Annotated in this window: 13 protein-coding genes; 9 read left to right on the top strand and 4 right to left on the bottom strand. The window is 57.8% G+C overall.

The features are described from left to right. Window positions 1–5: 5 nt before the first annotated feature. The gene (gene kbl, locus M6G53_RS20005; protein ID WP_033645197.1) at window positions 6–1,202 is read right to left on the bottom strand and encodes a glycine C-acetyltransferase; all 1,197 of its coding nucleotides are present in this window, start codon (window positions 1,200–1,202) and stop codon (window positions 6–8) included. Between the two features lie 240 nt (window positions 1,203–1,442). On the opposite strand from kbl, the gene rfaD reads away from it, so the two are divergent. From rfaD to galE, 6 genes are read left to right on the top strand one after another with little or no spacing between them, the layout of a single operon-like run. Further along, window positions 1,443–2,372: an ADP-glyceromanno-heptose 6-epimerase gene (gene rfaD / locus M6G53_RS20000; protein WP_253334036.1), complete on the top strand. Its 930-nt coding sequence runs from the start codon at window positions 1,443–1,445 to the stop codon at window positions 2,370–2,372. Window positions 2,373–2,394: 22 nt separating this feature from the next. Beyond that, window positions 2,395–3,441, top strand: a complete 1,047-nt coding sequence (gene rfaF, locus M6G53_RS19995) for an ADP-heptose--LPS heptosyltransferase RfaF (RefSeq protein WP_253334034.1) — start codon at window positions 2,395–2,397, stop codon at window positions 3,439–3,441. Between the two features lie 2 nt (window positions 3,442–3,443). Beyond that, window positions 3,444–4,409 (top strand): lipopolysaccharide heptosyltransferase RfaC, encoded by a 966-nt coding sequence (gene rfaC / locus M6G53_RS19990; protein WP_253334032.1) that lies wholly within the window; start codon window positions 3,444–3,446, stop codon window positions 4,407–4,409. Continuing rightward, on the top strand, window positions 4,406–5,569 hold the full coding sequence (locus tag M6G53_RS19985) for a glycosyltransferase (RefSeq protein ID WP_253334030.1): 1,164 nt from the start codon (window positions 4,406–4,408) through the stop codon (window positions 5,567–5,569). The genes rfaC and M6G53_RS19985 overlap by 4 nt, the downstream gene beginning before the upstream one ends. Continuing rightward, entirely contained in the window at window positions 5,554–6,798 is a 1,245-nt protein-coding gene (locus M6G53_RS19980) for an O-antigen ligase family protein (RefSeq protein ID WP_253334028.1), read from the top strand. The genes M6G53_RS19985 and M6G53_RS19980 overlap by 16 nt, the downstream gene beginning before the upstream one ends. Window positions 6,799–6,817: 19 nt before the next feature. Next, the gene (gene galE / locus M6G53_RS19975) at window positions 6,818–7,834 is read left to right on the top strand and encodes a UDP-glucose 4-epimerase GalE (RefSeq protein ID WP_253334026.1); all 1,017 of its coding nucleotides are present in this window, start codon (window positions 6,818–6,820) and stop codon (window positions 7,832–7,834) included. Window positions 7,835–7,880: 46 nt separating this feature from the next. Here galE and M6G53_RS19970 read toward each other — a convergent pair whose 3' ends face one another. Together M6G53_RS19970 and M6G53_RS19965 are read right to left on the bottom strand one after the other, a co-directional pair. After that, complete coding sequence (locus tag M6G53_RS19970) at window positions 7,881–9,038, bottom strand: glycosyltransferase family 9 protein (protein WP_253334024.1); 1,158 nt, start codon at window positions 9,036–9,038, stop codon at window positions 7,881–7,883. Continuing rightward, window positions 8,969–9,931 (bottom strand): polysaccharide deacetylase family protein, encoded by a 963-nt coding sequence (locus M6G53_RS19965; protein ID WP_253334022.1) that lies wholly within the window; start codon window positions 9,929–9,931, stop codon window positions 8,969–8,971. The genes M6G53_RS19970 and M6G53_RS19965 overlap by 70 nt, the downstream gene beginning before the upstream one ends. Window positions 9,932–10,141: 210 nt before the next feature. Here M6G53_RS19965 and rfaQ point away from each other — a divergent pair, with 210 nt between their 5' ends. Genes rfaQ through M6G53_RS19950 form a run of 3 tightly spaced genes read left to right on the top strand, consistent with a single transcriptional unit; the run spans window position 10,142 to window position 13,448 of the window. Beyond that, window positions 10,142–11,224 carry a putative lipopolysaccharide heptosyltransferase III gene (gene rfaQ / locus M6G53_RS19960; RefSeq protein WP_253334020.1) on the top strand — a complete coding sequence of 361 codons (1,083 nt, stop codon included), beginning with the start codon at window positions 10,142–10,144 and terminating at the stop codon, window positions 11,222–11,224. Beyond that, window positions 11,221–12,351: a glycosyltransferase family 4 protein gene (locus M6G53_RS19955; protein WP_253334018.1), complete on the top strand. Its 1,131-nt coding sequence runs from the start codon at window positions 11,221–11,223 to the stop codon at window positions 12,349–12,351. Before rfaQ ends, M6G53_RS19955 begins: the two co-directional genes overlap by 4 nt. Beyond that, window positions 12,348–13,448, top strand: a complete 1,101-nt coding sequence (locus M6G53_RS19950; RefSeq protein WP_253334016.1) for a glycosyltransferase — start codon at window positions 12,348–12,350, stop codon at window positions 13,446–13,448. The genes M6G53_RS19955 and M6G53_RS19950 overlap by 4 nt, the downstream gene beginning before the upstream one ends. A 44-nt stretch (window positions 13,449–13,492) precedes the next feature. On the opposite strand, the gene M6G53_RS19945 is transcribed toward M6G53_RS19950, so the two are convergent. Next, window positions 13,493–14,509, bottom strand: a complete 1,017-nt coding sequence (locus M6G53_RS19945; RefSeq protein WP_253334014.1) for a glycosyltransferase family 9 protein — start codon at window positions 14,507–14,509, stop codon at window positions 13,493–13,495. Between the last annotated feature and the right edge of the window lie 122 nt (window positions 14,510–14,631).

Below are 14,631 nucleotides of genomic sequence, written 5' to 3'. Positions count from 1 at the left end.
TTACCTTATGCAATAACGCCAAGATCCTTACCGATACGTGTAAACGCCGCCACTGCGCGTTCGATTTGCTCCGGGGTGTGGTCGGCGGACATCTGGGTACGGATGCGCGCCTGGCCTTTCGGCACCACCGGATAGAAGAAACCGGTCACATAGATGCCTTCCTTGAGCAACGCATTGGCGAATTCCTGCGCCAGCTTCGCCTCACCCAGCATCACCGGGATGATGGCGTGATCGGCGCCAGCCAACGTGAAGCCGGCGGCGGTCATTTTTTCGCGGAACAGACGCGCGTTGGCCCACAGGCGATCGCGCAGGGCATCGCCCTCTTCCAGCAGTTCCAGCACTTTGATCGACGCGGCGACGATCGCCGGCGCCAGCGAGTTGGAGAACAGGTACGGGCGCGAACGCTGACGCAGCCACTCCACCACTTCTTTCTTGGCGGCGGTGTAGCCGCCGGAAGCGCCGCCCAGCGCTTTGCCTAACGTACCGGTAATGATATCGACGCGGCCCATCACTTCGCAGTATTCATGGGTGCCGCGCCCGTTGGCACCGACAAAGCCCACCGCGTGGGAGTCATCCACCATCACCAGCGCCTGATACTCATCCGCCAGATCGCAAACCCCTTTCAGGTTGGCGATCACGCCGTCCATCGAGAACACGCCATCGGTGGCGATCAGAATGTGGCGAGCACCGTCGGCTTTGGCCTGTTTCAGCTGCGCGGCCAGCTCGGCCATGTCGTTATTGGCGTAGCGATAGCGCTTGGCCTTGCACAGGCGCACGCCGTCGATGATCGACGCGTGGTTCAGCGCATCGGAGATGATGGCATCTTCCGGGCCGAGCAGGGTTTCGAACAGCCCGCCGTTGGCGTCGAAGCAAGAGGAGTACAGGATCGCGTCTTCCATGCCCAGGAAGGCCGCCAGTTTCTGTTCCAGCTGCTTGTGGCTGTCCTGGGTGCCGCAGATGAAGCGCACCGACGCCATGCCGAAGCCGTGGCTGTCCATCCCCGATTTGGCGGCGGCGATCAGCGCCGGATGGTTGGCCAGGCCCAGGTAGTTATTGGCGCAGAAGTTGATCACATGGCTGCCGTCGGCGACGGCGATATCCGCTTGTTGCGCGGAGGTGATGATGCGTTCTTCCTTGAACAGCCCTTCACTGCGAGTGGCGGCAAGCTGTTGTTCCAACTGCTGATAAAAAGACGCTGACATTCGGTTATCTCCAGGATTGGGCTCTTTGCGGCATATTTTACTGATTTGTAACCAAACTGACGAGAATGCGCGGGAGAGAATATTAAAATTGCAGCAGATATCACGGCAAAAAGCGGACTTCAATGGCAATGCGGGATATTCGGAGCCCTTACGCTGTTTGCCGCGGCATGAAATGCTATGATAACCGCCATTGAGCGTGGGGCATTGTGCCCCGCCAGGCAGCTTAGCAGGGGTAACCCAATGATTATCGTCACTGGCGGCGCCGGCATGATCGGCAGCAATATCGTTAAGGCACTGAACGACAAGGGATATCGCGATATCCTGGTGGTGGATAACCTGAAAGACGGCACCAAGTTCGTCAACCTGGTCGATCTGGACATCGCCGACTATATCGACAAAGAAGACTTTATCGCCAGCATCGTGGCCGGCGACGATCTGGGCGATATCGAAGCGGTCTTCCACGAAGGTGCCTGCTCCGCCACCACCGAGTGGGATGGCAAGTACATGATGGACAACAACTATCAGTACTCCAAAGACCTGCTTCACTACTGCCTGGATCGCGAAATCCCGTTCCTGTATGCCTCCTCCGCCGCCACTTACGGCGGGCGCGAAGAGTTTATCGAAGAGCGCCCGTATGAAGCGCCGCTCAACGTGTACGGCTACTCCAAATTCCTGTTCGATCAGTACGTGCGCGAGATCCTGCCGGAAGCGGATTCGCAGATCTGCGGTTTCCGCTACTTCAACGTTTACGGCCCGCGCGAAGGCCACAAAGGCAGCATGGCCAGCGTCGCTTTCCACCTGAACACCCAGATCAACCGCGGCGAAAACCCGAAACTGTTCGCCGGCAGCGAAAACTTCAAGCGCGACTTCATCTACGTCGGCGACGTGGCGGCGGTTAACCTGTGGTTCTGGGAAACCGGCAAATCCGGCATCTTCAACTGCGGCACCGGCCGTGCAGAAACCTTCCAGGCGGTGGCCGACGCGGTGGTGGACTTCCACCAGAAGGGCGCGGTGGAATACATCGAGTTCCCGGAGAAGCTGAAGGGCCGCTATCAGGCGTACACCCAGGCCGATCTGACCAAGCTGCGCACCGCTGGCTACGACGCACCGTTCAAAACGGTCGCCGAAGGCGTGAAAGAGTACATGGCCTGGTTGAACCGCACCGCATAAGCTGAAGGAATTAACGCTGGGTATGAAAATACTGGTTATCGGCCCTTCTTGGGTTGGCGACATGATGATGTCGCAAAGTCTCTATCGCACCCTGAAGGCCGAATACCCGTCGGCGGAGATCGATGTGATGGCGCCGGCCTGGTGCCGCCCGCTGCTGGCGCGCATGCCGGAAGTCAATCAGGCGCTGGCGATGCCGCTGGGCCACGGCGCGCTGGGGCTCGGCGAGCGCCGCCGCCTGGGGCGCGCCCTGCGCGCCAACCGTTACGATCGCGCTTACGTTCTACCCAACTCGTTCAAATCCGCGCTGGTGCCTTTCTTCGCCGATATCCCGCAGCGCACCGGCTGGCGGGGCGAAATGCGCTACGGCCTGCTGAACGACGTCCGCGTGCTCGACAAGGCAGCCTTCCCGCTGATGGTGCAGCGCTACGTGGCGCTAGCCTATGACAAAGGCCGCATTCAGCGCGCCGACGATCTGCCGCAGCCGCTGCTGTGGCCACGGCTGCAGGTGAGCGACGAAGAGATCGCCGAAACCGCCGCGGCCTTCAACCTGACCGACGGCCGGCCGATCGTCGGCTTCTGTCCAGGCGCAGAGTTCGGCCCCGCCAAGCGCTGGCCACACTATCACTACGCAACGCTGGCTCAGCAGTTGATCGAGAGCGGCTATCAGGTCGCACTGTTCGGTTCGGCGAAAGACCACGAGGCCGGCGAGCAGATCCGCGCCGCATTGCAGGAAAATACACGCGAATTCTGCCGTAACCTGGCCGGGGAAACCCAGCTGGAACAGGCGGTTATCCTGATCGCCGCCTGCCGTGCGGTGGTCAGCAACGATTCCGGTTTAATGCACGTTGCCGCCGCGTTGAACAAACCGCTGATAGCCTTGTACGGCCCAAGCAGCCCCGACTTCACGCCGCCGCTCTCCAACAGGGCACGGGTTATCCGCTTGATCAGCGGCTATCACAAGGTGCGCAAGGGGGATGCCGAGCAGGGGTATCACCAAAGTTTGATTGATATTCAGCCGCAGCAAGTGTTGGACGCGCTGACGCCGTTGCTTGTCGCCAGCGAGGAATAGTCATGCAGGTGTTAATTGTAAAAACGTCCTCAATGGGGGACGTGCTGCATACGTTGCCCGCCCTGACCGACGCGCAGCAGGCCATTCCCGATATCCGCTTCGACTGGGTGGTGGAAGAAGGCTTCAGCCAAATCCCCACCTGGCACCCGGCGGTCGATCGCGTGATCCCGGTAGCTATCCGCCGCTGGCGCAAAAACTGGTTCGGCAACGACACCCGGCAACAGCGCTGCGACTTTAAGCGCGCGCTGCAAGAACGCCGTTACGACGTGGTGATCGACGCGCAGGGCCTGATCAAAAGCGCCGCGCTGATCACGCGCATCGCCAAAGGCAGCAAGCATGGCCCGGACTGCAAAAGCGCGCGCGAGCCGTTCGCCAGTTGGTTCTACAACGTGCGCCATGAAATAGACAAACAGCAGCACGCGGTGGAACGCACGCGCGAGCTGTTCGCCAAAAGCCTCGGCTACGATAAACCGGGCAGCTATGGCGATTACGCCATCGCCGCGCGCTTTCTCAGCCAGCCGCCGGCCGACGCCGGTCAATATCTGGTGTTTTTGCACGCGACGACCCGTGACGACAAGCACTGGCCGGAGCAAAACTGGCGCGAGCTGATCGCGCTGACGGCCGACAGCGGGCTGAAGATCAAACTGCCGTGGGGCGCGGAGCATGAGCATCAGCGCGCGTTGCGCCTGGCGGAAGGCTTTTCACATGTCGAGGTGTTGCCGAAACTCAGCCTGCAGCAGGTGGCTGACGTGCTGGCCGGCGCCAAAGGCGTGGTCTCGGTCGACACCGGGCTCAGCCATTTGACCGCCGCGCTAGACAAACCGAACATCACGCTGTTCGGGCCGACCGATCCCGGCCTGATCGGCGGCTACGGGCAGAATCAGCGGTCGCTCGTTGCCAGCGATCGCCATATGGCTTCCCTCTCGGCCCGCGAGGTATTCGTTTTGCTGCAGGAGCAAACGCTATGAAACGGCTGCACGTCATCAATCTGGAAAAAATGGGCGGGGCAGAGAAGATATTTCTGCAATTCCTGGCCAACACCACCTCAGGCAGCGACAGCATCCTGTGCATCAGCAACAAGATCGGCGCAGAGATCGCGCGTGAACTGGGCGATACGCCACTCACGTTCGCCAACAGGATCGTCAGCGGCAGCTCGCTGAAATACCCTGTTTTTATGCGTAAAACGGCGCTGTTGCGAAAAATCGAACGGCAGCAAGCCGACCTGGTGATCTTCTGGGATTTCGTCCCCAATCTGGCGCGTAAAATCCGCGGCAGCCAAACCCTTTATTACGATCATGGCTGCTCATGGCGTTATCCGTTAACTCGCAAGACACTCGGCTTCTTTGAAAAAGTGGACGGCTGCATCGCCGTCAGCCACGCCTCGAAACGCGTGATGGAAGAACGCTTCAAGCTCACCTGTCCGATCGAGATTGTCAGCAACTGCGTGCCACCGCCAACCGCCGTAACGCCCAAAACGCAAGAGCCCGGCCCACGGATATGCTTGGGCACCGCCTCCCGCCTGGTTTCTCTCAAAGGCATCGGCGTATCTATCCTGACGCTGCAGGCGTTGCTGAAAATGAACATCGACGCAGAACTCCACATCGCCGGCAAAGGGCCCGATGAGGATGTTCTGCGGGCGCTGGTAGAAAAGTTAGGCCTGCAACAGCAGGTGCGCTTCCTCGGTTTCCGCCAGGACCTGACGGAATTCTTCGCAAAAATCGATTTCTATATCAGCTCGCCGGTCACCGAGCCTTTTGGCTTGTCTTGCATGGAGGCGTTATTCCACGGCGTCCCGGTGATATTCCCGCTGATCGATGGTCAACCGGAAGTGATCCCCGACGGTAAGTGCGGCATCGGCATCGCCCCCACGCTGACTTTCGCGCAGTATCAGTCGCTGACCGGCATCGCTATCGACTTCCCGCATCAGGTGTTCAATGCCGTGACCCAACGCATGATGGATCCGCTGGTGCTATCGCCGGAGGCGTGTGCGCGCCAAATTGCCGCCGTGTTGACGCAAAAACAATACCTGACCATGAGCAACAACGCGCTGCAACACGCCCGCGATCGCTTTGATTACGCTAAATTCGTCCAGGCACTGGAGCGAGGTTTCGCATGCTTCGCCAAATAAAAACCATCAATGCCATGACGCTTGCATTCGTTTTAGCCGCCATCGCGGTTTCAACGACCCTGACGGACACCACGCTTAACCGCAACGCGTTTTATCTGTCCGCTTTCATTGCCGTCATTACCCTGCTGATACGCCGCCCGCGCAACATTCCGCGTGAAGCGGCAATGGTTGCGCTTGGCGTGTTTCTCGTCGGGCTGAGCCAACTCATCTGGCATTGGCGTTTTCCGGCCGTCAGTATGATGGAGGCCGATGAGGACTACCTCACCACATCACTGCGGCTGATCGTGGGCGCGGCTCTGATACTGGCACTGGGCACGTTGCGCGACAGCTGGGGCCGAAAAACGCTGCTTGCGGTTAAGGTGCTGATCGTCGTCGGCTTCTTTTATACCTCATACATGGGGCTGTATTACTACCTGAAAACCCCGGACGTACGTTTGCAAATCAAGACGGTTTCCACCATGACCGCCTACATTTACGTTTTGCAGTCACTGCTGACGATATATGTCATTGCATCGTTGAACCTGCGCCGCAAATCATTGGCCATCGCGGCGGTCATTCTGATCACGCTCGGGCTGATTTTACTGACGGAAACGCGCTCTTCGCTGCTGCTTTACCCAATCATTCTGTTGATGATGTTTGGCCGCAGGCACCATATTTCACTCCGCACGATGGCGATCGCCTGCGTCATTACGCTGCTCGCCGCCGCCATCACCAGCCATTTCTTCAGCAAAGCCACTGAACGGCTGGTTGGCACCGCGACCGAGCTGGGCAACTATCAAAAAGGCGACGGCAACTCGTCACTGGGTTCGCGCATCAGCATGTGGAAAGCGGGCGTCGACGCGATCCTGCACCATCCTAACGGCCAAGGCACGGCCACTCGATTGGCCTCAACGACCGATTACATCAACCGGCACGAGGGCGGTAACCCCGAAGCATTGCGCAACTTGGTGTTCCACCTGCATAACGATGTGATCGATGCGGGCTCTCTGCAAGGCCTTATCGGCCTGACGGCGGTCGTCCTGTTTTACCTGCTGACGTTTTACGCCAGCCGCCTTGGCGCCACGGCGAGACCTGTCTTGCTGCTGGTGCTGCTGCCGACGGTCGTGATTGGCATGGTGGATACCTTATTCATCGATCACCGTTATGTGACCAACTTGACGTTGCTGCTGGCCATTTACCTGTGCCTGTCGCCTTCAGCAGCCGCCAACGCAGGCCCAAACGAAAAATAATCAACGTGAAGGAGGCTCAATGGCTATTTTAGTGACTGGCGGCGCCGGGTATATCGGTTCACATACCGTGCTGGCGCTGCTGGAGCGAAATGAAGACGTCGTGGTGCTGGACAACCTCGCGAATGCCTCTGCAACTTCGCTGCAGCGCGTAGCGGAGCTCGCGGGCAAAGCGGCCATTTTCTACCCTGACGATGTTCAGGACCGAGCGGCGTTAAAGCGCATCTTCGCCGAACATGACATCTCTTCCGTCATCCATTTCGCCGGCTTGAAATCGGTCGGGGAATCCACCGCCAAACCGTTGGAGTACTATCAGAATAACCTCGGCGGCACGTTGACCTTGCTGGATGAAATGCGCCAGGCCGGCGTGCGCCAGTTTATTTTCAGCTCTTCCGCCACGGTCTACGGCACGCCGGAGCAGGTTCCTCTGCATGAAACGTCGCGCATCGGCGGCACCACCAACCCTTACGGCACGTCCAAACTGATGGTGGAGCAGATCCTGCAGGATTTCGCGAAAGCGGAACCGGATTTCGCGATCACCATCCTGCGTTACTTCAATCCCGTCGGCGCGCATCCTTCAGGCCGGATCGGCGAAGATCCCAACGGCATCCCCAACAATCTGATGCCTTATATGGCTCAGGTGGCAATCGGCAAGCTGGATGCATTGGCGGTCTTCGGCGATGACTACCCTACGCCGGACGGCACCGGCGTGCGCGACTATATTCACGTGATGGATCTGGCGGAAGGCCACCTGCAGGCGCTAGAACACATCCGCGATTCTCAGGGCGTGGCGGTTTACAACCTGGGCACCGGCGTCGGTTACTCCGTGCTGCAAATGCTGCACGCCTTTGAACGGGCCTGCGGCCGTAAAATCGCCTACCACATTGCGCCACGCCGCCCTGGCGACATTGCCGAATGCTGGTCGGACGCTTCGTTAGCCGCAGAAAAACTGGGCTGGAAGGCTCGTCGCGGATTGGAAGATATGATGCAGGACGCCTGGCGTTGGCAACAGAGTAACCCACGCGGATACGATGACTGAAAACGCCCAGAGAGCAAAGAGCGTGCATGCACGCTCTTTTTTACCCTTATGCCGCAAGCATCGCCATAACGCGCAGGTAAACATCATCGACAGCGATCGCTCGCAGAGGGGCTTCTTTGTCGGTGACGCGCGGATCGCTCAACGGCAGATAAATATTCTGATGCAGCTCGCGGTCCTGATAGGGACCGCTGCGGCGCGGATCTTCTGTCACGAACAAGCTCAGGGTCGGCACATGCAGCGAGATAGCCAGATGGAAAGGGCCGGTATCGCCCGTCACCAGCAGATCCATTGAGGCGATCACCCCCAATAACTGTGGCAACGTGGTTTTCCCCACGAAACTGACGATTTTGTCGGCCAACGCCGCATCAATATGTTTCATCAACGCCTCAGCCAAAGGCGTTTCCTGCGGCGAGCCAATCAACACGATTTCAATGCGTTCGTTCGCAGCCAATAAACGCTGTGCAAGAGCAGCGTAATATTCCGGCGGCCAACAACGTATCAGCGTCGAAGCGCCAAGCTGGAAACCCACACGCACCGTTCCTTCCTGCTTAGGCTGCACTTCGTAACGGCATGGCAACGCCATATCGACATTGTCGGTCGCACACCCTAATGCCGCCACCAGCTTCATTTTGCGCGCAATGACGTGTTCGTCGTAATCATCCAACCCATAGGTCAACCAACGGGCCATTTTACCCACCGGCTTGGCGTAATTGTCGCGCACAATATATTGGCAGCCGGCCATGGCTGCACTGGTGATGTCATAAGGCAGATGAGAATGCAATAAAATGGCCAGTTGCGGCTTATAGCGTTTCGCCTGCTTTACCAACGCCGGCATATCGCTGACTTTGTTGGTCCAGAACAACACGTCATCGTAGAAGTCGCGCTGTGTCAGCAAGTTTTGATATTTGGGGTGCGCGACCAGCGTAATGCGCGCCTGCGGATAGCGCAGGCGAATCGCGCGCAGCGCCGGCGAATTGAACATATAGTCGCCCAACGCCGTAGTGGAATAGACCAGGATGTTGTCGAACGTCATCGAGGCCAGGGCATTTTTCTTCTCCGGCGTGCTTTTTGCCTGGCGGAAAAACAGGCTGAGAAAGAAATCGCACAGCCTAATCTTAAGTTTTTTCTTTTCTCTCATCGTGTACTGACTTTGTCCAAATAATATTCCGCCAGGGTTTTTCCTATCGTTATTCCCTGCAGCCAATCAAACAGTTGTTCCAGTTCGACATAGAGTCTTTCTATGTCCTGTTCCGTTTTAAACGTCGGGCTGCCGCCAGGCATAAACTCTGAAGAATGCAGCATAAACTCAACGTAGTCGTGCCCTTGAGCCAAGGACATTTGCGCCACTTTTTTCATTTGTGCCAGATTGTCGCCGCTCGGGCGCAGCCAATGGACCGACGGCGAACGCCGTTTGCCGCGCAGCCGATCATAGCCCTGCTTGAATGTATTCATCAGCGCCGAATGCTTGTACTGAATGCTCATCGGCACTTCCAGCAGCGACGACGCGCCCGGTTTGGCGATGTTCTGCGGATCGATGAAATAGGCCTGCGACGGGAACCGGCTGTAATCGGTGCCGCCGTTGCCCTGCGGATTGCCCGGCGAAAACTGCCAGTTGACCCGCGGCGTCACCGAGCAGTCCACCTGATAGCCGTATTCCAGCAGCAGCGAGGCGTAGTATTCGTTGAATGCCCAACGGCCCGCGCGATGGCTGAGCATTTTGGTCTGGAAGGCATCTTCCAGCAGCTTGGTCATGTGATCGACCTTGGCGCGGATCTGATCGGCGGGATACTCGATAAGATAGGGTTTGTGGCGCCAGTCGTCATCGGTCAGCGGCGTCAGCGGCGGGCTGTTCCAGGCGTGCAGATGCATGCCCACCTCACCGGCGCCGCGGGCGATCACGTCGCGCGCGAACTCGACGTAAGCCGGATCCATCGCCATTTCATAGTTGGTGAGATAAACCGGTTTGAAGGCGTATTTTTCGCACAACGCCTGAAAGCGCGGCAAGAAACGCGTGTTTTCGGTCGCGATGCGATCGTGGTTTTGCCACAGATTATCGCCTTCGGTATCAATGGTGATGAGAAACGCCGGTTTAGTCATGAATATCGAGCCTGATATCAACAGAATACACTATGTTACGCAGGCCGTTTCGCCAGGGCAAACGACTTTGCAGCCTGATTTGGACAACGTTGAAGCGCATTCGTCCCCGGCACGACGATTTTTTTGCCGCCCGGCAAGAAAACCGTGCAACAGTAGCCACATGCGATCGGGTCATTTAGAATCAAACATTGGTTTCCCAGAAAGCGACTCATGATGAACGACGCGCCAGCCCTTACTTCCGCCCCATCCGTACAGCGTATCCTGATCATAAAACTACGCCATCACGGCGATATGCTGCTGGTTACACCGGTCATCAGCAGCCTGCGGCAAAACTACCCGCAGGCGCAGATCGATGTGCTGCTGTATCAGGAAACGCAGGAGATGCTGGCCAGCAATTCAGAGCTGTCGAACCTGTTCGCCATCGACCGCCAATGGAAAAAACAGGGCACTCGCGCTCATCTGAGGCACGAGCTGGCGCTGTTGCGCCGCCTGCAGGCGCAGCGCTACGATCTGGTGGTCAATCTGGCCGATCAGTGGCGCAGCGCCATCCTCACGCGCCTGACCGGCGCGCGCATCCGTTTGGGCTTCGATTTTCCCAAGCGCCGCGGCGTCCTGTGGCGCCACTGCCACACGCAGCTGGTGCCGGTAGACAATCACGCCCACCTGCATACCGTCGAACAGAATCTGTCGCTGCTGGCGCCGCTGAACCTGCCCACGCTCAATGAGCAGGTGACCATGAGTTACGATCCGCAAGATTGGCGGGCCTGTGAGCAGCGGTTGCAGCAACAGGGCGTCTCCGGCAGTTATATTGTGGTGCAGCCCACATCGCGCTGGTTCTTCAAATGCTGGAGCGAAGAGAAAATGGCCGCCACCCTCACCGCCTTGCAGGCCGACGGCCACCAGTTGGTGATCACCTCCGGCCCCGACGCCAGAGAACAGGCCATGGTAGAACGCATTTTGGCACTTTGCCCACCGCAGGGCGTAATCTCGTTGGCCGGCCAGCTGACGCTGCGCCAACTGGCCGCCCTGATCGACCACGCCAAACTGTTTATCGGCGTGGATTCGGTGCCGATGCACATGGCCGCCGCGCTGCGAACGCCGTGCGTAGCGCTGTTCGGCCCTTCCAAGCTGACCTTCTGGCGGCCTTGGCAGGCAACCGGTGCCGTGATCTGGGCCGGTGACTTCGGCGAACTGCCCGATCCGGACGCCATCGATACCGGCACCGACGAACGGTATCTTGACCTTATTCCTACAGACGCGGTGATTGCAGCCGCGCGGAGCACGCTGGCATGAAAGCATTCCGTTTGGCGATCGTTCGCCAAAAATACCGCCCGGATGGGGGAGCCGAACGTTTCGTCTCCCGCGCTCTGGAGGCGCTGGAGCAACAGGATCTCGATCTGAACGTCATCACCCGCGAATGGCAGGGTGACGCCAATCCCAACTGGCATATCCACCTGTGCAACCCGTTAAAACTCGGCCGCATCAGCCGCGAGCGGGGCTTCGCCGTGGCGGCCAGGGCGCTGTGGCAGAAAGAGCGCTTCGATCTGGTGCAAAGCCACGAGCGCATTCCCGGCTGCGACATTTACCGCGCCGGCGACGGCGTACACCGCCGTTGGCTGCTGCAGCGCGCGCGTCTGCTGCCGGAATGGCGCCGCAAGTGGCTGTTCTCCAATCGCTATCACCGCTATGTGATGTGCGCCGAACGCGCCATGTACGCCGCGCCGGAGCTGAAAGCCGTCATCTGCAACGCCGAAATGATCAAACAGGAAATCATCGCCGACTTTGGCGTGCCCGCCGAAAAAATCACGGTGATCTATAACGCCATCGACAACCAAAAATTCCCGCCCGCCGACGAGGCGCAGCGCCGCCGTCTGCGCGAGCAGTACCCGATCCCGCAACGGGCGCACTGCCTGATCTTCGTCGGCTCCGGTTTCGAGCGCAAAGGGCTGGCCGCCGCCATCCGCGCCGTCGCGGCGACCGACAGCCACCTCCTGGTGGTCGGCAAAGACAAGGCCGAAAAACGCTATCGGGCGTTGGCCCAGTCGCTGGGCTGCGGCGATCGCATTCACTTTATGGGCGTGCAGAAGCAAACCTTGCCGTTCTATCAGGCTGCGGACGCGCTGCTGCTGCCAACGCTGTACGATCCGTTCCCCAATGTGATTCTGGAAGCGATGTCGTGCGGCCTGCCGGTGATCACCAGCACCACCTGCGGCGGCGCCGAGTTTATCACCCCGGGCCAAAACGGCTTCGTGACCGACGCGCTCGACGTACCGGCCATCACGGAGGCCATTCGGGCACTGCCGCGCCAGGCGCCGGGATCGCAGATGGGTGCAGCGGCACGCGCCACCATCTTGCCGCATGATGCCCAACGCTTATCTCAGCAATTGATCAGCCTCTATCAAAGGTTGTTGAAACCATGAAAAAACATATCCTGCTGATTATCGACGGCCTGCCGGGCGGCGGTGCGGAAAACGTGACTCTGACGCTGGCCAAGGGTTTGCAACAACGAGGCTGTGCGGTCACTTTGCTATCACTGAACTCTCGCCTCGACTATGAGATCCCGGCAGGCGTGAACTATGTCGTCGATCACGACACCAACAGAGGAGCGTTTCGCAAAACCCATGAGCTGTCGCGCCGTGCCGCCTCAATGGACCGTTTGTTGCCCGACTTATTCACCAGGTTTGGCAAACCCGCACTGGTGATTTCCCATCTGCACAAAACCGACCGTATTGTCGTTCGTTCTCGCGTGCTGAAAGATTGCAATGTCTGGTACTGCGTCCACGGCATGTTTTCCCGCACTTATCTGGGCAACAAAACGGGGTTTAGCCGCTGGTTAAAGCAAAAAAAAGTGCAGAAGGTCTATAAAAATCGCCAGGTCATCACCGTTTCCGAAGCCATCGGCACCGACCTGATCGAGCAGACCGGTATTCGCCCCAAAAAACTCGTTACCATTTACAATCCATTTAATATCAAAGAAATAGAAAACCGCGCAGCGCAGGAGAATCCCTTCGCCGGCGAAGATTACATTTTGCACGTCGGCCGTTTCCATCAGGTAAAACGCCACGATCGACTGCTGGCGGCGTTTGCCTTGGCCGATCTGCCCGCAAAGCTGCTGCTTATCGGCCAGGGAGAGGCTGCGGCCACCCATGCCATTCAAGAAAAAATCTCGGCCCTTAACCTGCAGGATAAAGTCGTGCTCGCGGGATTCCACACCAACCCGCTACCGGCGATCAAAGGCGCCAAAATGGTCACTCTCAGCTCCGACAGCGAAGGTTTGCCAACCGTGCTGATCGAAGCGTTGATTTGCCATACCCCAATCGTCAGCACCGCTTGTCCGGGTGGCGTGAAAGAAATCATGACGGGGCCATTGCTGCCTTATCTGGCGGAAATGAACGAACAGGCACTGGCGGAAAAAATGCGCCTGGCATGGCAGGCACCTCCCCAAATCACAGCGGAGATGTATAGTAAATTCGATTACGAGAAGATTCTCGATAAGTATTTATCACTGGTGGAGTAAATTCTATTTCACCCCCGCCACCAGGATGTGGCGGGAAAATAAAATCAGACGTTTTTATACTTGATAAGGTCCCAAACGTCCTTAACAGAAATATCGACACAATCACCGGATTCAGATTGCAAAATCTGGTAGTCTGGCGTCCACGGATGCCATAGTTCTTTATTTGTATCGCCAAAGAACACCACCAGCTGCTTATTCAGCGCAGCGGCAAGATGCATCTGCCCACCGTCGCTGCACAGCACCCGATCGCATAAATCGAACCCGCCTAACAGCTCACGTACCGACGCCGTCGGATAGAGCGCGACGCGTTCGTTTTGACACAGCGCCAACAGCTGTTCGGCACGCTGCTGGTCGCCGATATCATCCGGCGCCAGCGTGCCCTGCGGCGACCAGAAGATCAGCACGCCGGTGTGGGGATCGGCAACCAGACGGTTGATGATTTCGGCATAGCGTTCAACCGGCCAGCGCCTTTTCGGGCTGCGGCTGCTGATATGCACGGCGCATACCCGCTCGACCGGTGGCAGCCGTTCTTGCAGCCGCTGCGCCGCCAATTGCCGCTCTTGCGGCGTCAGGAACACGCGCACCGGCGGGATCGGAATGGATTGATCGGTAATCGCCGATAAATAGCTGTAGGTATGTTCGACCTGATGTTGACCACGGAAATCGTCCTTGCGGAACGGGTGCTGAATATCTTTCGTGCCCAGATCGGCGCCGATGATATGGGTGGCGCCGGCCATTTTCGCTAAACGCAGGCTGTATTTGCAGGGCACCGGGTTGGCAAGAATAACCGCATCGAACTTTATTCTTCGCAGCTTCAGGAAAATCATCAGACGCTCGAAATAAACGCCCAACGTCGTTTCATTCTTTGCCTTATGCTTGGCCTTTTTATAGACAAAGACTTTCTCGAGATGAGGATTGTTTTTAACAACATCCTGGCTGATTTTATTGATCAGCAGATAAACTTTTGCGTCAGGATAGGCAATTTTCACCCCTTCAATCAAGGGCGTGGTGCAAACGAGATCGCCAATGTTATCGCGGCGAATAATTAAAATATTCTTCATTTCGAGCCTGTCGGCGAAATCGCTCGCCGGTTGTCTGAAACTGACACCCCAGGTTACCAAATTAGCGCCTTTCCCTTTCAGTTATGGTACTATTCCGAATAACCCATATAAATGAAATTGAT

The sequence above is a fragment of the Serratia nevei genome, assembly GCF_024160145.1.
Classification (GTDB): domain Bacteria; phylum Pseudomonadota; class Gammaproteobacteria; order Enterobacterales; family Enterobacteriaceae; genus Serratia; species Serratia nevei_A.
This window is presented reverse-complemented; position numbering and strand designations above follow the sequence as displayed.